This is a genomic window from Vibrio eleionomae (assembly GCF_009874545.1).
Classification (GTDB): Bacteria; Pseudomonadota; Gammaproteobacteria; order Enterobacterales; family Vibrionaceae; genus Vibrio; species Vibrio nitrifigilis.
Genome location: NZ_WEKT01000037.1, coordinates 29126 through 48693 on the forward strand (window position 1 = coordinate 29126; position 19568 = coordinate 48693).

The following is a 19568-nucleotide window of genomic DNA, read 5'->3' on the forward strand; positions in this document are numbered from 1 at the left end:
GGTATATTATTATTTATTAAATGAATTGAAACCGTTCAGCTTGGTTAAGTTATTCGAACGATTCGAACAACATAATATTTGTGGTTATTTCCAGACCGAAGCAATTTCGTCTTCGGTAAGATACCGATACTCGCCCGGCTCTAAATCTTGGTCGAGAACAATATCACCAATCCGTTCGCGATGTAGCCCAACGACTTTATTACCTAAAGCGGCAAACATGCGTTTTACTTGATGATATTTTCCTTCATGAATGGTGAGTAATACTTCTTGTTCATCAATGACTTCAAGTTCCGCAGGCAATGTGTTTTCACGTTCATTACGTAACTCAATACCCTCTTGGAATGCTTGGACATAGTTGTCTTGCACAGGATCAGCCAACCAAACACGATATGTTTTATCGCATTTATGTTTTGGCGATGTAATACGGTGAGACCATTGACCATCATCAGTTACAAGGACAAGGCCTGTCGTATCAGCATCCAAGCGACCCGCAAAGTGAAGATCTTTATCATTCACTTCATCTAACAACAAAAATGCCGTATCGTTATAGTCATCAACGCGAGTACACACGAAACCTTGTGGTTTATAAAGCATGATATAGCGCGGTCCAGACAAAACCAGCTCGCGGTTTTGCCACATCACTTCATTATCATCGCTTAGTTTGGTGGCACCTTTTTTCTCAACGCTACCATCAACCTCGATTTCACAACTTTTTAGTAACTTAGTGGCTTCTTTGCGGGTAACACCTAGGGCGTCACATAAGAATTTATCTAATCGCATGCATACCTCATTTGCTTTGAGTCGGGTATTATACAGACCCAAACTTAATTAGTTGAGCTATTTCACATAAATATTTACGAGGCACATGTATACACTTCGCCCTTATCAAAGCGACTCCGTTAAAGCCGTTATTCACTATTTTCGTGAGCATGACACTCCTGCTGTCATCGTATTACCCACAGGTGCAGGCAAAAGCTTGGTGATAGCAGAACTCGCCCGCCTAGCGCGTGGTCGCGTTTTGGTGCTGACTCATGTCAAAGAGCTGGTTGAGCAGAACCACGCCAAATATGAAAGTTACGGATTAAAAGCCGCTATTTTTTCAGCCGGTTTAGGCCGTAAAGAGACGGATGAAAAAGTCGTTTTTGCCTCGGTGCAATCAATGGCGAATAGCCTTGATGCCTTTGCCGAAGAGTTTTCTTTGTTGGTCATTGATGAATGCCATCGCGTACCAGATAACGAAAACAGTACCTATCGAAAAGCCATTGCGCATGTCCAAGCCGTTAACCCCAATATTAAGATTCTCGGCTTAACGGCAACCCCTTATCGCTTAGATATGGGCTGGATTTATAAATATCATACCCGTGGACAAGTACGTACTGAGCAAGATCGTTTTTTCCGCGACTGTATTTTCGAATTACCTATTCGCTATTTATTGGATGAAGGTTTTCTCACTCCCGCCCGAATCCTTGATATGGCAGTCATAGGCTATGATTTTTCCAGCATTCGCCCCTCTGCCAATGGGTACTATCGTGAAGCGGATTTGAACTCGGTATTGCGCAAATCTGAGCGAGCAACACCGGCTATCATCGAACAAGTCACCGAGTACGCTCAAGATAAACAGGGCGTTATGATTTTTGCTTCTACCGTCGATCATGCCAAAGAAATCATGAGTTACTTAACGGATGAAAATGCAGCTTTGGTGATTGGTGATACATCGACGGATGAACGCGACCTTATTATCGAATCGTTTAAACGCCAAGAAATTAAATACTTAGTCAACGTGTCAGTGTTAACTACTGGATTTGATGCCCCGCATGTTGATCTCATTGCGGTATTACGCCCAACAGAATCCATCAGTTTATATCAACAAATTATTGGCCGTGGCTTACGGTTGGCCGAAGGTAAAAGCGAATGTTTGGTATTGGAATACGCAGGAAACCATTACGACCTATTTCAACCTGAAGTGGGCGAACCTCAACCTGACTCAGATAGCGAAATCGTCACCATCCCGTGCCCTGCCTGCGGCTTTAACAATAACTTCTGGGGCAAACTCGATAGTAACGGCTTTTTAATTGAACATTATGGCCGACGCTGCCAAGGCTATTTTGAAGATGAAGACACGGGTGAACGAGAAGAGTGCGGCTACCGCTTTCGCGCTAAATTTTGTGCCGAGTGTGGCGCCGATAATGACATTGCGGCTCGACGCTGTCACGAGTGCGACGCCGTCTTAGTGGACCCAGATAAAAAACTCCGCGAAGCATTGAAGTTAAAAGATGCGTTGATTATGAATTGTGTCGACTTACGCATGGAACCAGGTAAAAACAAATTCGGTAAACCTCAGCTAAAAGTCACGTACGTGAGCGACCAAGGGGCCGAAATCAGTGACGTTTGGCAACTGACCAATAAAACACAAAAAAATGAGTTTCTCCAACGGTTTGTGAATCCTCATCTAGTGGATAGGCATCGCCCGTTTACCGATACCGCACCAACCAAAATCGCCTCACATGAACATCGTTTTCGACCACCAGAAATCATCATCGCACGCAAAAATGGTCGATTTTGGGTGATTCGTGACAAGTTGTTTGAACGCCCGAGTGATGAATCTCTATTACATCGTCAATAAGCGTTTCGCTAAAATGACTCTATAGTTCAGCTCCTATTCATATTTACGGCGTTAAACTAAGGTTAATAATTCAGCGTCACAGATTTCATGTTGTGGCACAATACCGTTTAATCCAATGAATAACCGGGGTTTTTATGATGAAGAAAACAATCGCCTCCTTGTCGTTCGTTGCGGTGCTAACCAGTTTATCGCTTCCCGTTTGGGCGGAAGGTGCAATGCCCCCTCCACCACCTGCACAGAACATTCATCCCCCAGGAGCTCAAGTCAACATTGATGAGCAGCAGCGCGAAGTGTATCAAGCGGTGCAAGAAGGGAAAATTAGACCGTTCTCTGAACTTTACCAAACGGTCGATGCGCAACTCTTTGGTCGTGTGATAAAAGTAGAGTTAGAAAAAGAAGGTCACCTTTGGGTGTACGAATTAAAGCTTGTCTACCAAAATAAGGTATACAAAGTGGAATATAACGCCCGTAATCTGGACATGATATCGATTCGTGGCAAAAACGTTATTGAACTAATAAAAAGATAAACCATGAAGATTTTAGTTGTTGAAGATGATGTTCGTTTAAGCGAACAAATTATACAAACTTTGGAAGGAAACGATTGGGTTCCTGAACTCTCACAAGATGGGATCGATGCTTTGTATCGCGCTACGTCCGAGGAATGGGATGTCATTGTTCTGGATCTCGGTCTACCAAAGCTCGATGGTTTAACGGTATTAAAAAGTATTCGTGATGAAAATATTAATACGCCAGTGGTTATTTTAAGCGCACGCGATAATCTGACTCAACGCGTCGAAGGTTTAAACGCTGGCGCTGACGATTACCTTACGAAACCATTTGAAATGATGGAGCTGATTGCTCGCATTCGGGCACAGTTACGTCGTGCCTCTGGTAATGCGTCTCCGGTATTGCAAGTAGGAGCGTTAAGTTTGGATACACGCAGTTCTAAAGTTTCTTGGCAAGGCCAGCCAATCAGTCTTACGGCTCTAGAATATAAAGTCATCGCTTATTTTATGCACAACCCAGATAAAGTCATTTCGCGCACAGAGCTGGTTGAACACATTTACAAACAAGATTTCGACCGCGATTCCAATACTATTGAAGTGTTTATTGGGCGCTTACGAAAAAAGCTTGCCCCTAATGTCATCAAAACCGTGCGCGGTTTAGGATATCAATTGCATGCAGAATAAAACTCAAGCAAAACGTAAACATCAACTCAGTATAAAAAGCCGCCTCCTATGGGCGGCTGCTTTATGGTTAAGCGTTATGTTAGTGGCTGCGGGTTACCTTATCCCTAATTTGGTAAAGCACTATTTGGTACAAGATGCTCAAGACCAAATGAGCCTAGCGATGGATGAGATCACCGCCAATTTAGGCGCGAATGATAATGGCCAGCTTACCCTCCCCGTTCGCCTTTCCGATCCTCGTTATAGTCAGCCATACAGTGGGTTATATTGGACTATCCATATGGGGCATGACACCCTTCGCTCACGTTCTCTTTGGGATCAAACATTAACCACAGAAAAAGACGGATTGAAAACGGTTACCAAAGGTGCGCGGAATGAACCGTTGATTACATTAAACCGTAGTATTTACTTACCCGAATTTCGTCACGCGATTAATATTACCGTTGGTATGGATCAAGCCCCACTGCAGAGTACGCTGCAGCAAGTGATGGGCCAGCTTTGGATTATTTTAGGCCTACTGTTTATTGGCATTTTAGTGCTCATCAGCATCCAAGTTTCATGGTCTTTATTACCGCTAAGGCGTATGCAAAGAGAATTGGCTGCGCTTCGTAAAGGTGAGCAATCAGAGTTAAACGACACGTATCCACAAGAAATTTCGCCATTAGTGGATGACCTCAATGCTTTACTCTTTCACTATCAAGAACTGCTGGATCGTGCCCGAAATCACGCAGGTAACCTGTCACATGCTTTGAAAACACCGCTCTCAGTGCTTAAAAACGAAGTCGACCGCTTGGATGACGATCAATACCAGCGTCTGTCAGCGCCAGTAGCGCAGATTCAAGGACAGATTGACTACCACTTAGGGCGAGCACGTATGGCAGGCTCGACCAACATTTTATCGGTCAAAACAGCCCCCAGTGAACGTATTGATGCTATTTCAATGGCCTTCGATAAAGTGTATGCCGAAAGAGAAATTACCTTAGTCAATGAGCTAGAATCTGAATTGCAGGTCGCGGTGGAAGAATCCGATCTTGATGAAATGGTAGGTAACTTACTGGAAAACGGATACAAATGGTCTCAATCTCTGATCCGTGTTTACAGCGAAGACACGGAGCAAAGCGGTTGGGTCAACATTTGTATAGAAGATGATGGCCCAGGTATTGAAACAGAAGCGATGGAAAAAGCGATGCAGCGTGGTGTTCGGTTGGATGAAACTACTCCAGGAACGGGATTAGGATTGAACATCGTCAGTGAAATGGCACATAGCTATCGCGGCAAACTCACACTAGAAAAAGCCAAGCTCGGCGGCTTAAAAGCGACGTTACGTCTTAAGTTAGCAGGCATCAAATAAGCAGATATAAAAATCCCCCAACAACTGGCAGGTTGTTGGGGGTATCTGCACGGTCAATCAACGTTTGTGGACGACCAATAAAAGAGCACACTCAATTATCGGTTTGTTTGACGCTTTGTGCTGATTCGGTTGCGGTTTATGATTCGCGATAGTGGCCAAACTCATATGGAATCTCTCCATTACGCATTTCACCAAACACCAAACGACGTAAGTTTGCTTTCAAATACAGGCCGCCGGTTTTTAAGTAACCATCTTGGTCTAAACGTCTTGGATCAAACTGAAATGCAGTCGGCATTGGCAACATACGGTAACGCCAGGTTTTCGATGCGCGTTTTACGTAATCACAGTCTTCACAGAGCTCGATGTTTTCATCAAATCCGCCCAGCTCTTTATGCGCTCGCTTAGTCGAAAATAGACAAGCACCAACCGCTGTTGGGAAAAAGTACTGCGTGCTAAATAAACCTAAATTGAACAAACTGTACCCTACTTTATAGCGTACGGGTAGTTTTTTAGCACTTCGATATACCCCGGCAACTTCTAATCCATTATTTTCCAAGGAATCAACAGCATTAGCTAAAAAATCAGGTTCTAGTCGTACATCTGCATCCAAAAATAGTAAGCGATTATGCTGAGCAAGCTTTGCCCCGGTATTACGGCCAAGACTTACCCCACGTTTATCCATTTTATGAATAGTCATTGCAGGCAAATGTGGCTGATAGCCTTTTGCCACATTAATGGTCAAATCATCACTGTTTGAATCGACCAATATCACTTCAAAGTTACGATAATTTTGTACCACCAAGTCACTCAATAGGCGGCCAATCCGTCTTTCTTCATTAAGAGTAATGATCACAATACTTAAAGGCTTCATGTGGGCTCCTTGTTGGTTTATCCACGATTTGGATTAGTACTAACAACAGCCAACTGAACCATTCATGATCCTAATATTCAGATTCCGTTCATCTTGTAATTACGTATTTTTCTCTCATTGCTCTTAACCCGATGTATAATTCCCAAATACTGAATTAGCTATTATTAGCACTAGACGTTAATTTGGTTAGTAATACGCCAAACAGGCAGAAAACCTAAGTAAAACCATAATTTCTATTGCTCAAAAAGACTTTGAATGATAGTATCCGCGCTCGTTTTGATGTTGCTGATTATCAGTCATCGAAGCTTTACCACAGGAGGACAAGGTCGCATTGTTCACTGTGAAGTCTTTTTTACTATTTTGAGAGTAAATACTATGAAATTTGAAGCAGTAGTACGTACTGAACTAGGTAAAGGTGCGAGCCGCCGCCTACGTCGCGCAGGCAAAATCCCTGCTATCGTTTACGGTGGTGAGGCTGCGCCTGTATCTATCGAACTAAACCACGACGATATCTTGAACCAAATGGACAAACCTGAATTCTACGAAGCAATCACTCTAGTAGTTGATGGCCAAGAAGTTCAAGTTAAACCTCAAGACGTTCAACGTCACGCGTTCAAGCCAAAAGTTGAACACATGGACTTCATCCGCCTCTAATTCCCTACCAAGGAATTATTGAGGATTTAATCCAACTTTTTGCATAAAGATTATCGGCCTTACCAACCGAGATATCTAAAAATTCGAAACCCCGATGCTACCAACATCGGGGTTTCACCGTTTCTAAAGCCCGAAAAAGCCAACTAATCAATATTTATCAATAACTTACAATACCTGACTAACCAGTGGGTGTATTTGGGGTGTAGTTAGGGTGTAGTTATACAGTAGTCAGATCTAAGCCGATTTCTTGCAGTTTCTGCCCTATCCCACCAGCATACTGAATATAGGTTTCTTTATTTTTCTGACCAAAGGTAAATATTTATTCCTTTCTCTTATCAGGTGGCCAAATTCACTATGCCACTACAAACTCACTAACTTTAGTGAGTGGTACAAGGTAAATCGCTCTGTCCAATAAGCATCTTAAACTGGTGTAAAAGAAATTTAATATAGATAATTTGTCATACCTACTGGCAAGATAAACATTAATGGTTTTTAATTCAATAACCTGTATAAAGACCTTGTCAGTTCCTTTCCCCTTGAACACTCAATATGTGTCGCTAATATGATCTTACTACCAAAACTATGCATGTCTTTTCGATTTTTAATCCGTTAACAATATAATCTTTTTTATTTTGTGAATAACGGCAAAACAATATGGCTCATACAGCATACCTCTCTATCATTGGCAAAACACAAGGTTGTATCTCTTCTGGTTGTAACACAAAAGATTCCATTGGCAATAAAGCGCAAGAGTCTCACAGTAATGAAATCACCGTTCTAGCTTGTAATTACACCCTAAGCAAGCACGGTGGTCCTGCAGAACTAGGATAACCAAACCCATAGATAAGTCGTCACCACTGCTTGGAAACGTTTTTTCTAAACAAGAGCATTTACAGTGCACAATCAATTTCTTCCGTACCAATGAGCAAGGCTATAACGAAAACTTCTATTCCATTGAGTTAGTAGATGCCTTAATTACCACTCTGTCTTTTGACCAACCTAACGTACTTAGTTCAGGCGATGAAGATATGTCCGAAGTGCTTCACCTTTCTTATAGAGACATTATTTGGAAACATAAAATAGCTGGTACAGAAGGCTATGAGACGTGGGAAAGAATGGCAGGATGAGAGACACAAACAAGCCCGATACATGGAATGTTAGACAGGTAGAAAAAGCCGGTAAAGGCCTCACCATGCAAGCTGTTACGCTTTCACATCGCTACATTTCAAATGGCAGTTTCAAGATGCAGTTTGTTAGGGAGGTCGATCGCTTTGAACAATGCCTTGTCAATGACTTTAAGAACGGAAAGAAAGACAAAGCAACCGTATTCAAAGAGCTTCGAAAGGAAAAACAAAGTCTGATAGAACAAGGTAGTTAGATTGCCCCAAAAGGGATCGGTTTTATAGCAGGTGTCATGCAAGTAACGGCTGGCGCTGGGATATGCTATGCCTCCGCGACAACCTTATGCTTAATTGGTGCACCAATGATGGCTCATGGTGCCAATAACATGTATGAAAATGGCAAATATTTTTGGGACGGTGATGAGAATGCCACCGGGTTAGTGAGAGAAGGTTATCAATATGCAGCAGAATCGCTAGGTTATTCCAAATCTTATGGGGACATTGCATACTACGGCGCTGATTTAGACATGTCGGCTTATGGTTTAGCTGCTAAAAGCACTACTGCTAAGGATGCCGCAGAGGCTTATCAAATTGCCTCTAAACCTAACTTAAAAGCGATGCCATGGACAAAAACGCCAAAGGCCAAACAATTTAAGCTATTTAGATACAGCTCTGAGGACTATCTAAGGGGTTATCAAGCAATGAGTAAAGGAGCTTGAGCTCTTGAAACTGGTGCAGATGCTATAACAATAAAATCATTAAACAATGAGCTTGAAAATGATTAGCCAAATAACTTTTATAACAATTTCAGTAATCGCTGTAGTTCTAATTAAACAACTAAGTAAACGAAGGTCAAAAGGAATAATCTTTTTTTTAAAATACTCCATTATGCTTACAACAATGGCTCAATTTTATTCAATATTCCTTTACGGAAGCGACATAAAAGGAGCACCTGCAAGCATATTATTCTTCGAGAACGTTATTGTAAATAATTTAAATTTACCGGGGAATATACAATTCGTAGCTTTACCTATATTCTTATATCTAGCTTTTTTCTGTCATCCAAAGCACAAAAAATAACGACGAGTAGGATAAATGTGCCAGAAGCTAAACAAATTAAGTCATTTAGATACAGCTCCGAAGACTTCTTAAGAGGCTACCAAGCATCAGGTAGAATATCGCTCATTACAGGAAATTCCTCAGAACTATCTATGCTCATCGACATAGAGTTACATAATGAATTAATTTAAAACTTACTATTGATAGATATTATGGAAATATCACAATAACGATAATTGATGCTCTCTTCGCTGGTCTTCAACATATAAAAAAGCCTCACCAATTAAAGTGAGACTTTCGAATAAAGTGTTCAGAAAAGTGTTGTTAATCAGCTTTAATCTGATTAATACATATATACTGCCCCTGAATCTGTTGCGGTTCCAGTGTCTGTTGTTTCTGAGCCATCGGTAATCACCCCAGTGGCACTGTTATCTTCACCAAGAGCCCCAACAACCAAAGTATCGCCATCAGAACTTAAATCTAAAGAGGTGCTAGAAGAATTAGGTATGCCACCAAAATAGTCACCCTCACCAGTGTTAGAAGCTTTAATATACGCAGTCTGTGACCACGCATTATCCTCTTCGGTAAACAGATAGACGGTGCCGGAGTTTTCGGCTGTTCCTGAGTCACCATTCGCTTCAGACGTATCAATAATTACTCCAGAGGCACCGTTATCTTCCAATCCTGATGAGATAGCCAAAGTACTGCCGTCACTGCTTATGGCGATACCAGACCCAAAACCGTCTTCTTCACCAGTGTTTGAGGCTTTAATATACGCTATCTGTGACCACGCATTATCCTCTTCGGTAAACAGATAAACAGCGCCGGAATCTGTTGCGGTTCCACTGTCTGTTGTTTCTGAACCATCGGTAATAACCCCTGTAGCACCATTATCTTCATTTGTAGCCGCAACAGCCAGAGTACTACCATCGCTGTTTAAGGCCACCTTGACACCAAAATAGTCACCCGCACCTGTATTAGACGCCTTTATATATGCGGTTTGTGACCACGAGCTGCCATCTTGGTTAAACAGATAAACAGCCCCAGACTCACTGGCCGTACTGCTATCGGTGGTTTCAGAATCATCAGTAATCACCCCTGTAGCCCCATTATCTTCTCTACTGGCTCCGACAGCCAGAGTGTTACCATCTCCACTTAAAGAAACGCTATAGCCAAAATAGCCACCAGCTCCAGTATTGGAGGCCTTCAAATAGGTGTTCTGTGCCCAGCTGTCATTGGTTCTACTAAACAAATACACGGCCCCAGAACGAGCGGCCGTGCTGCTATCGGTGGTTTCAGAACCATCGGTAATAACCCCAGTTGCCCCATTATCTTCATATTGAGCCGCAACAGCCAGAGTGTTACCATCACTGTCTAATGACACACTCCAGCCAAAATAGTCACCTTCAGAAGGATTAGATGCTTTAATATATGCTACCTGAGTCCAGCCAGTTGCCTCTTCATCGTGATACACATAGACTGCGCCTGATTTTGTTAATGTAGAACTGTTGTCCGGGACATCGGAACCATTGGTGACTCCTGTGGCATCATTATCATCATCAACAGTACCAATAGCCAAATAACTGCCATTACCACTTAACGCAATATCAGCAACTACCGAAATATCAGTGCCAACATGTGCGGTTTGCGTCCAGCCATCATTATATTCAAACAGGTAGACACCAGCTCCATCTGCGCCAATCGCTAAAGTATGGCCGTCGTCACTCAACCTCACATAATCGCCAAAATCATCACCCGCAGTGGTATCCGAGGCTTTAATATAGCCAATCATCTTAGTAACCGTATCTGCAGTTAGGGACGCTTCAGACGAAGATTCGCTATTTTCACCCGCAGTGGCGAGAATAAAATAATCAGCAGAAAGTGCACTAACCAGACTATCGACAGTAATAGAGGTGGATAAAGAATCTTCGACAGACCCCAATGCCAAGCAATCATTATCTTGTGAAGTATCTTTTTGGCAGACCGTGTAAGTAACGCCTGAAGAGTCCGACGCTGACGTCCAAGTTAGCGTCATGGTTTTTACATTACCGGATGAGGCGCTAATATCAGATAAATTAAAAGAAGACAAAGAAACTGATTCTGATTTACAACCGGTTAGAGCCATCGAAAAAATTAGCGGGACGATATACATCGACTTAGATTTAAAATTCATAATTAAGCATATGCTCGTAATAAATTGGTAAGATTGAATTTATAGACATAACTATCATTAGCAAGCTATTAAAGACACCTTATTTATTATATTCCTTATTTTTAATAAACCACTCCAAATTGAAAACATTGTCGGTATCAATTCAGTATCAATTCGGTATCAATGCGACATCAAAAAAACATTTACAAAAACATTAATAAAGCATTTTAGGTATAAACAACATAAATAAATGACAAATGCATCATTTATTCAATCACCAGCACACCAATATCTAACGCTTTCTTAATCGTCTGCTTAACATAATAGAGCTGGGAGCCATTCATTGACTCCCAGCCTGTTGGATCATCATGAAAATTCCGATATTCATCAACATGCAATGGCATCGTGAATAAATCATGAGCTTTACTTCCCATCTTCCCCTCACTATGCCCAATAAGATGATGAGCAGCGATATCTACATTTTTATCACTACGGGGTATTTCACGAGTTTCCGTACACCAACTAATGTTCCACATGCTACCCATGCATCAACATCCAATTTAGATATGATTTTATTATCATATATTTATTTAAAAAATGTTTTTGTGTGCAATGATTCCCTTAACATATAGGAAGACGGAGGTTAGGTGGCTTTTCGGTCTTCTTGCCTTCTTAATATTAAAACTATTATTAGCGTGGCTAGGAACTACGATGGATTGGATAGAAAGTGAAATGGCGAAATACACCAAAGAGCGAGATGTAATGCTCAGAAAGCGTTGGTATACATTGAAAAGCTGGGTATTTCGAACATGTACCAGAGCAAAATATGATGAAATGGAACGCCTTATTAAAATTGAAAAAGAATTTAATCTTCAATGGAAACGTCGGTTAAGATATGTAATAAACCAAAACAGCCTCACAAATATAGATATCAATGATGCAAAAACTATTATTGATACTCACAAAGTCAAACATTCAGAGCGCGATTTCTATTTGATATTAGTTGGCGTCATTTTCGTTATGACGATGAAGATGTTTGACAGCCGTGACTTATTTAATATTTCCATTTTGCTATGTGCATTTTTTGTTGGTTATGAACGTATTTTTGGCAGCACAACTAGCTCTAGTGTCTCCGAGTTCAAGTTACTTTTAGAATCTGTAGAGAAAGACATGCAAGATCACCCCTCTATCATTAACTCGCCCCTTTAATACACAATTTTAAGTTAATGAAATAAAAATACCCACTTTTTACAGTGGGTATTTACTACCTAACCTAAATTGATAATACCAATAAAAATCGAAATCAGGCCTTGTTGGGATGACTTAAATAAGTTTTATCTGCCATTAGTACAGATAAACCGCACCTGAATTAGTGACTGTGGTTCCCTCATCGACAGTACCAATTTGGATACCCGTTTCGCCGCCATCTTCCGATGGGGCATCTACTGCCAGTGCCGAACCATCACTGCTTATTGATAAGTTCCTACCAAAATAAGCATCATCCCCCAGATTAGACGCTTTAATATAAGCACTTTGTTGCCAACTGCTGGTGCTTTTAGCACTAATATCAAATAGATATACCGCTCCAGATTCAGTCACCGAAGTAGTACCTTCATCTATGGTTGTGCTTGTCTGGATACCCGCTGTACCACCATCTTCATATGGAGCACCAACTGCTAATGTCGAGCCATCATTACTTAAAGCAACGCTAAAACCAAATTCATCGTCATCTTCAAGGTTGGACGCTTTAATATAAGCACTTTGTACCCAATAACTGCTGTCACTGTCGCTTAGGTCAAAAAGATAAACCGCCCCAGAATCAGAGCTTTCAGAGCCTTCATCTATCGTGGTGCTAGTTTGAATACCGGTTGTACCGCCACTTTCACTCGACGCCCCCACAGCCAGTATCTGGCCATCTCCACTTAAAGAGACACTTTTACCAAAATAATCATAATCTTCCCCGTTAGAGGCTTTGATATAAGCACTTTGTTCCCAAGAACTGCTGTCGCTATCACTTAGGTCAAAGAGATAAACCGCGCCTGAGTCAGTCAAACTCGTGTTCTCACTGTCAGTGAGAGTGGTGCCTGTTTGGATGCCTGACTCACTACCATCTTCCAAAGGAACCCCGACAGCTAAAGCCGAACCATCCGTACTAAGAGATAAATTGCTACCAAATTCGTCTCCAGAACCAACGTTAGAAGCTTTAATGTAAGCGTCTTGAGTCCAGTTATCACCGTCTAATTTAAATAGATAAACGGCACCAGATGTGGTCACAACACTATCATCAGTAAAATCCGAGGATGTCTCGATTCCACTTAAATCATTATCCTCAAAAGGCGCACCAACGGCCAGAGTAGAACCATCTCCGCTTAACGCTAAATTCAGGCCGAACTCGTCAGATATACCTAAATTACTGGCTTTGATGTAAGCACTCTGAACCCAATTACTGCTGTCACTATCACTTAAATCGAAGATATATACAGCACCTGAATTACCCGTACCATCAGAATCAGTAATTGGCAGTTCAGTCTGAACACCAGCTTGATCACCATCTTCTCCCCAAGCGCCTACGGCTAAGGTTCCGCCATCACTACTTAACGCAATGCTATAGCCGAACACATCATTAGACTGTGCATTTGATGCTTTTATGTAAGCCGCTCGCGACCAAGTGTTATCCACTTTTTTAAACACATACACCGCCCCTGATTCCGCTGCATCACTATTATCATTAAAAGAGCTGGTTGTGATTCCTTGATAATCGCTATCGTCAAATGGCACAGCAATGGCTAACGTTGTACCATCTTGGCTCAAAGCAACATTTACAGCGTTTGTACTTGAAATATCGTTGTCATAAGAATCGTCTTCATCCACATGATCCGCTTTAAAATAGCCAATCATCTCGTTGGCTGTTTCAGTCGTTAAGCTATCCTCATTGGAGCTGACCGTACTTGAGCCGTTTGATGCTAAGATAAAATAATCTTGAGCGAGTGCTTCCACTAAGCTATCCACTGTAACGGTGGCCGTTAAGGTATCTTCAACGGTATCTAACGCTAAACAATCATTTTCCTCCGACGTGTCTTTCTGACAGACTGTATAACTAATCCCCGTTCCACTTGCCGCCTTGGTCCAAGTTAACGTCATGGTTTTAACGTTGTCTGTAGAAGCACTGATATCTGTAAGATTAAAAGAAGATAGCGTGGTAGAGGTAGAACTCGTAGAACTGGGTAGATCACCAGAACGAGAAAGACAACCCGTTAAGCCTGCAGCACTTAGAAGTGCTACTGCATAAATAGACTTATTTTTAAAAATCACATTCGAACCTTTCGAAAATAATAAATAGCAACATGAGAGAAGAGTTTAACCTCAGATATTAACTACCTATAAAAATCAATAACAATCATTAATAATCTAAAAATTTTTACTTTCTTAATTAATTTATTCTTATTTACCATTATCTAATTAAAACGGACAATTTATAAATCCATAGCCCTATCGGTCAGTAATATGGGTACTATAAAATAGAATTAATCACCAAAAATATAAAAAAGCAGCTTACTGTAAAAATAAATGCATTGCTAAAACAATAGACTAATTAATAAGCAAAATATTTAAAATATCAATAATGAAAGACTCAGTAAATCTGTCTTATTTTTAAGACGATAAATAGCACGAATTATCTAACATTAAGAAATAAAAGAGAGTGATACTTTATCCAATCAAGACATAATGATGACTACCTACAGATTTAATATGCCTTTAGTAGCCTAAACGATATATTCTTATACTCATTAACTTGCTTATTATAAATATCCTCAAATGACCTCAAGATGCAGGATTTAGCATCTTGAGATTAATTGGGTATCAGAATAGTTTCATAACACTATGTGGTCCAAACTAACAATCTCCCCCTATCACTGCAATTTTTGCAGTATAAGTCGTTAAATACAGCAATATTACTGTGTATTCACACTATCATTACCTCAACTTGGTCTACAATGAACAACAGATAATCAATCATTTAGTGTATCTAGTGCGAGAGTCGATTTGTTAAAACAGTTTAAATGCAGCCCTTCAACCTTTTGCCTGCTTACGTTAATTTATGGCCTGTTCAGTTTTATGGTGGTAAACCTCATGACTGATCGATTTGTCGATGAGCAAATTCAGCAAGCTAAATCGTCTATTCAACATGATCTTGCACTCGTTAGATACAGTATTGAAGCGAATATTTACCGCGATGCCTATCTCGCTGACAGTTTTTCCACATTGGTGGCCCTCAACCCTGAATTTGCAAAGAAAAACTGGAACTCATTAGCAGAGCAATTTCTGTCTAAATCTTCTTTTGTGCGTAATATTGGCCTTGCCCCAAATGATGTCATCTCATACATGTATCCGATAAAGGGGAATGAAAAAGCGATAGGGTTAGATTTTAGAACCGTTCCTGAACAGTACAAAACCGTCCAACTTGCGAAAGAAAGCAAAAAAGTCTTTATTGCTGGACCGTTAGATCTAGTCCAAGGAGGTCGAGGAATTATTGCCCGTTACCCCATTTTTACCGACCTGCCTCATATGAATGATTACTGGGGTACGCTCAGTGTAGTAATTAACTATGAAGCACTCATTAATGCGTCGAAGCTTCATACACTTAAAGGCGCTCAAATTGCACTAGTAGCAAACGACAATAACAATACAAATGGCCGATTGATTGAAGGTGAACAGTCTGTATTAACTGAACCGGACCTCGATTATCCTATCTATTTACCTAACAAAAGTTGGCGTTTATATGCTAAGTACGGTGACTTTGATGAAGTAAAAAGTGTGAGTACTTTCAAGAGTCTATTCATATCATTCGGAGTTATTTCCTTTTCTATCGGTTATATTTTATTGCTCTTTATTTTGAATAATTACCTGAAAGTACAAAAGCTTTCCTTACATGATGAACTGACACATTTGCCTAATCGGCGATATTTGCTCAATACCATGAATCAAGTCATGTCTAAATCGGGCTCTGCGGTACAATTTTCGGTGTTGAATATTGATTTAAACAGCTTTAAGAAAATTAATGATTCCTTTGGCCATGATGCTGGTGACCAAGTACTAAAACATGTTGCTGCTGCTCTGACTCACTGTTTAAGAGCATCTGATTTTATTTCCAGAATTGGTGGCGATGAGTTTGTGGTGATTTTATTTAGAACCAATAAGAATAGCGATATCGAAAAAATCATTGAGAAAATTCATCTGTATTTACAATCTAACCCGCTACCGTGGAAAGAAGAGTACATACAGATAACCGTAAGTATCGGCTATTATAGCTTTATAGGGGAAGCTGATCCTTTCCTCATCGACACAATCTTATCTTCGGCAGATAAGAGTATGTATGAGCAAAAAGCGCGATTTAAGCATCAATCCAGCGAGTAGAGGCTCAGGATCAATCAACAGTAAACCTGCGCCTTACATTGCACTCTCATCACCGCCAGCCAGAATTTTTTACTCTTCACCTCTAATTGATACCAATTTGATACCTTTGTGAGACCAATTTGATACTAATTATCACGTTACTTATCATTAAAATGGATGTTGCTCACACAAAGATGAATTGCATTATTCATGCATTACATCAGTATTCAATCTTAGTCACTTCAGTTAAAGAGGCGATATATGTCCAGGCCAAACCCAAACAATTTTAATGGCTTATTTGAAAAGACAGGCACATCCACTTGCCAAATAATTTTTGGAGAAAAACACTACATTCCGGATGAAAATACGTTAATCAATTTATACGGTTCCAATGATTTAACTTATACGGCAACGAATTTAACGACCAATATCCCTAGCCTATTACATTCGGGAGCATGTCTAGCAAGCGGAATAGATTCCCAGTTTTTATACCTAATTACAAATCGACGCAAATATCGAGTAGAGAGTCATGATGTGATGGTTCAATATAATTTTTTAGGTCGTATTCATCCAGTACCAGACATCATTTTAGAAAGTATTCCATCGGGTAAAGACATCACGCTAGGAGGAGGACCAAAGCCATTAGATTAAACACTAAGGTACTTAGAAAAATACAGCAATCTGATGGGTCGTGCTACAGTAAATTTGAAAGGTTAATAAGCTCACCCGCTGCTTTCACAGATGATGAGCTTAGTTATTTAGTCAGTTAACTATTTAATGTATGAAATTAGAATTTCATCGATGCGGTTAGATGTGCTTGTAAAGGTGCTCCCAAAAAGGCCATAGCTCCAGCACTAGAATCACCATATAACGATCTAGGGAATGACGCAGCCCAGTAACGTTTATTGGTCACGTTATCGACCGACAAACTCAATGTAAGCGGTTTGTTATAAAAACGTTTTGTGATGTATTTTGCACCAAGATCCAATGTCGTATAAGCACTCATCCACACGTCATTATCTGCGTCGCCAGCGCGTTTCCCGACATAATGAACATTAGCATTGATAGAAAGTCCAGGCACAACATCAAAATCGTATTCAGTCAGCACATTCGCCTGCCACTCAGGGACACCGACAACGCGTTTACCCTCAGTTGAATCACTATAAGAATCGGTTAACGTCGCATCTAACCAAGTGGCATTCGCCATGATTTTTACTTGGCGCGTAACATTGCCGTTTAGCGCCGTTTCAATACCATAGTTGCGCTGCATACCTTGGACGCGATAAATGCTATCACTACTGGCGTAAGCGAGAGGTCGCTTGATACGAAACGCTGCGAGAGACGCATCCAATGAACCTAGGTCCTGTTTTAAACCAAGCTCAATCTGTCGACTCCGATAAGGATCGAGTGTTTCGCCATCATTCTTATAATCGTCGTCATCCACGACCTGACCAGCTTCTAATGTATCGGAATACGCCACATAAGTCGTCGTTTCTGGAATAGGCTTAAAAATCAAAGCTTCAGTACTACTAAAACCATCATCATGATAATTGGCTGAGTCGACATTTAATGTATCAAAATGGTTATAACTGCCCACGAGTAGCGTCGACCATTGCTCATTCCACTTAATCATGTCACCTAAAATAGCTGATTGGGTTATATTCTTTGAATTAAGTTCAATATCCCCATCGGTATAAAATACGGGTTGAGAAAAGGTTTGGGGATCGTCAATATCAATATTATTACCTAAGGTGACCTTTGAACCTGATGAATTAGCAATTGAATAGGTATTCCAAGTATATCCTGTTGTACCAATGGTTACTTGATGCTCGACTGAACCTGTATCGATATGTCCATTTAAACGAGCTTCATTACTGATCAATTTAAAACGTCGCGCGGTTTTTTTTGTGGTTATCGTCTGTGTAAATGTACCATCACTATTCAATTTATTGGTCACACTCATCAATAAACGGTCTACTTTTTGCCCAAGAATGCCGACTTCGGCTTTCCAATTGTCATTGATATCATGTTTAAGTTTAAAACTTCCGGTCGTCGTTTTTAGATCACTACCAGCAAAACTTTGACCATAGCCCTTTTTAGTCGCATCTAAAGCACTGGGTAAGCCGGTCGAGCTTGAGTAATAAAAACCACCAGGATAGCCATACTTTTTGTAGCGATAGTAACTCGCATTCAGCTCAATAGTGGTTTTGTCTGTTGGGTGGAGATCAAATGCGGCGCCAACAGCCTTACGGTCTATTTGAGAACCTGAGACATAACCGTCTCCCTGCTCTTTGATAACATTAATACGATATCCCATGTATTGATTTGGCGTTCCCCCCAAATCAACGGTCGCTTCTCGCGCCCCATTACTGTCTAATCCAATAGATACATCGTTCAGATAGTCCAAAGTAGGTCGCTTAAATTCATAGTTAAAATCACCTGCTGGTGTCGCTGGGCCATAAAGTGCGCCAGTTAAACTATGAATAATTTCAAGCCGCTCATAAAGCTCCATTGGTTGAGCCGTTGTGACGACGACATTCATACCATCTAGGTGAGAGTTAGCCACAACGCTCCCCTCAACCCCACGACTTTGTGGACGTCCGACATCGACACCACCACGCGCTTCCATTTGGGTGGAAGAATCATATTTCAGAGCATCGAATAACCCTTTCACATGTCGATCTTTTAAAAAAGCGCTATTCATTACTGTGGCCGAATATGGGAGATCACTTAAAGCCAGCTCACCTAAAGGACCAACCGTTAGCACATCAGGTCTAAACTCAGTCTGTGTTTCATTTTCTCCATATACAACGACGGTATTATCAGCGTTTACTGTCGATTTGGTTGAAGGTTTGCGCTTACTGGAAGAAGAGTGGGATTGAGATGTGGTTACTTGATCATTTGCTAAAGACGGCATAGAAACGATATTACCTAGACACAAAGCACCAATAATAGCCGCTAGGTTATTGCGTTGAATTTTTTTCATTGACATTGTCCGAATGTAATTAGTAAAGACTAAACACCACCAACACTGATGATATTTATGATTACAAAGACGTTCTGTTTATTAAAATTACGACTGGAATTAATAATTGAAGAATAATTAGGGATATATTTTTATTGATTTAACTCAATCCGACACCATTAATATAATTA

18 protein-coding genes are annotated in these 19568 nt (G+C 40.7%); 12 read left to right on the forward strand and 6 right to left on the reverse strand.

The window, feature by feature from the left end:
- Positions 1 to 84 precede the first annotated feature (84 nt).
- On the reverse strand, positions 85 to 780 hold the full coding sequence (gene rsuA, locus F9817_RS16620; RefSeq protein WP_161157283.1) for a 16S rRNA pseudouridine(516) synthase RsuA: 696 nt from the start codon (positions 778 to 780) through the stop codon (positions 85 to 87).
- 85 nt (positions 781 to 865) lie between these two features.
- On the opposite strand from rsuA, the gene radD reads away from it, so the two are divergent.
- The 4 genes from radD (at position 866) to F9817_RS16640 (ending at position 5161) form a co-directional block, all read left to right on the forward strand.
- Positions 866 to 2623 carry a DNA repair helicase RadD gene (gene radD / locus F9817_RS16625; RefSeq protein ID WP_161157284.1) on the forward strand — a complete coding sequence of 586 codons (1758 nt, stop codon included), beginning with the start codon at positions 866 to 868 and terminating at the stop codon, positions 2621 to 2623.
- Positions 2624 to 2757: 134 nt separating this feature from the next.
- Positions 2758 to 3150 carry a PepSY domain-containing protein gene (locus F9817_RS16630; RefSeq protein ID WP_161157285.1) on the forward strand — a complete coding sequence of 131 codons (393 nt, stop codon included), beginning with the start codon at positions 2758 to 2760 and terminating at the stop codon, positions 3148 to 3150.
- A gap of 3 nt (positions 3151 to 3153) precedes the next feature.
- Positions 3154 to 3813, forward strand: coding sequence for a response regulator transcription factor (locus tag F9817_RS16635; protein WP_161157286.1), 660 nt, complete (start codon positions 3154 to 3156; stop codon positions 3811 to 3813).
- A complete protein-coding gene (locus F9817_RS16640; RefSeq protein ID WP_161157287.1) occupies positions 3803 to 5161 on the forward strand; it encodes an ATP-binding protein in 1359 nt (452 codons plus the stop codon). Before F9817_RS16635 ends, F9817_RS16640 begins: the two co-directional genes overlap by 11 nt.
- Positions 5162 to 5297: 136 nt before the next feature.
- Here the strand turns inward: F9817_RS16640 and F9817_RS16645 are convergent, their stop codons facing one another.
- Positions 5298 to 6032 carry a glycosyltransferase family 2 protein gene (locus tag F9817_RS16645; RefSeq protein ID WP_161157288.1) on the reverse strand — a complete coding sequence of 245 codons (735 nt, stop codon included), beginning with the start codon at positions 6030 to 6032 and terminating at the stop codon, positions 5298 to 5300.
- Positions 6033 to 6407: 375 nt separating this feature from the next.
- Between F9817_RS16645 and rplY the strand changes: the two genes are divergently transcribed.
- The 5 genes from rplY to F9817_RS24085 all read left to right on the forward strand — a co-directional run bounded on the left by rplY (position 6408) and on the right by F9817_RS24085 (position 8526).
- The gene (gene rplY / locus F9817_RS16650) at positions 6408 to 6686 is read left to right on the forward strand and encodes a 50S ribosomal protein L25 (RefSeq protein ID WP_161157294.1); all 279 of its coding nucleotides are present in this window, start codon (positions 6408 to 6410) and stop codon (positions 6684 to 6686) included.
- A gap of 654 nt (positions 6687 to 7340) precedes the next feature.
- On the forward strand, positions 7341 to 7517 hold the full coding sequence (locus tag F9817_RS24070) for an Hcp family type VI secretion system effector (RefSeq protein WP_230389363.1): 177 nt from the start codon (positions 7341 to 7343) through the stop codon (positions 7515 to 7517).
- Positions 7518 to 7543: 26 nt separating this feature from the next.
- Complete coding sequence (tssD, locus tag F9817_RS24075) at positions 7544 to 7813, forward strand: type VI secretion system tube protein TssD (RefSeq protein ID WP_230389453.1); 270 nt, start codon at positions 7544 to 7546, stop codon at positions 7811 to 7813.
- Positions 7810 to 8064 (forward strand): hypothetical protein, encoded by a 255-nt coding sequence (locus F9817_RS24080; protein WP_230389364.1) that lies wholly within the window; start codon positions 7810 to 7812, stop codon positions 8062 to 8064. Before tssD ends, F9817_RS24080 begins: the two co-directional genes overlap by 4 nt.
- A 15-nt stretch (positions 8065 to 8079) precedes the next feature.
- Positions 8080 to 8526 carry a DUF4225 domain-containing protein gene (locus F9817_RS24085; protein WP_329604829.1) on the forward strand — a complete coding sequence of 149 codons (447 nt, stop codon included), beginning with the start codon at positions 8080 to 8082 and terminating at the stop codon, positions 8524 to 8526.
- Between the two features lie 683 nt (positions 8527 to 9209).
- Here F9817_RS24085 and F9817_RS16665 read toward each other — a convergent pair.
- The gene (locus F9817_RS16665; protein ID WP_161157289.1) at positions 9210 to 11039 is read right to left on the reverse strand and encodes an FG-GAP repeat protein; all 1830 of its coding nucleotides are present in this window, start codon (positions 11037 to 11039) and stop codon (positions 9210 to 9212) included.
- Between the two features lie 245 nt (positions 11040 to 11284).
- Positions 11285 to 11563, reverse strand: a complete 279-nt coding sequence (locus F9817_RS16670; protein WP_161157290.1) for a DUF968 domain-containing protein — start codon at positions 11561 to 11563, stop codon at positions 11285 to 11287.
- A 166-nt stretch (positions 11564 to 11729) separates the two neighbouring features.
- On the opposite strand from F9817_RS16670, the gene F9817_RS16675 reads away from it, so the two are divergent.
- Entirely contained in the window at positions 11730 to 12227 is a 498-nt protein-coding gene (locus tag F9817_RS16675; RefSeq protein ID WP_161157291.1) for a hypothetical protein, read from the forward strand.
- Positions 12228 to 12362: 135 nt separating this feature from the next.
- On the opposite strand, the gene F9817_RS16680 is transcribed toward F9817_RS16675, so the two are convergent.
- Positions 12363 to 14330 (reverse strand): hypothetical protein, encoded by a 1968-nt coding sequence (locus F9817_RS16680; RefSeq protein WP_345789741.1) that lies wholly within the window; start codon positions 14328 to 14330, stop codon positions 12363 to 12365.
- 819 nt (positions 14331 to 15149) lie between these two features.
- Between F9817_RS16680 and F9817_RS16685 the strand changes: the two genes are divergently transcribed.
- Positions 15150 to 16433: a diguanylate cyclase gene (locus F9817_RS16685; protein WP_230389367.1), complete on the forward strand. Its 1284-nt coding sequence runs from the start codon at positions 15150 to 15152 to the stop codon at positions 16431 to 16433.
- Positions 16434 to 16673: 240 nt separating this feature from the next.
- Positions 16674 to 17063 carry a hypothetical protein gene (locus F9817_RS16690; protein ID WP_161157292.1) on the forward strand — a complete coding sequence of 130 codons (390 nt, stop codon included), beginning with the start codon at positions 16674 to 16676 and terminating at the stop codon, positions 17061 to 17063.
- 136 nt (positions 17064 to 17199) lie between these two features.
- Here the strand turns inward: F9817_RS16690 and F9817_RS16695 are convergent, their stop codons facing one another.
- Positions 17200 to 19398: a TonB-dependent receptor gene (locus tag F9817_RS16695; protein ID WP_161157293.1), complete on the reverse strand. Its 2199-nt coding sequence runs from the start codon at positions 19396 to 19398 to the stop codon at positions 17200 to 17202.
- Between the last annotated feature and the right edge of the window lie 170 nt (positions 19399 to 19568).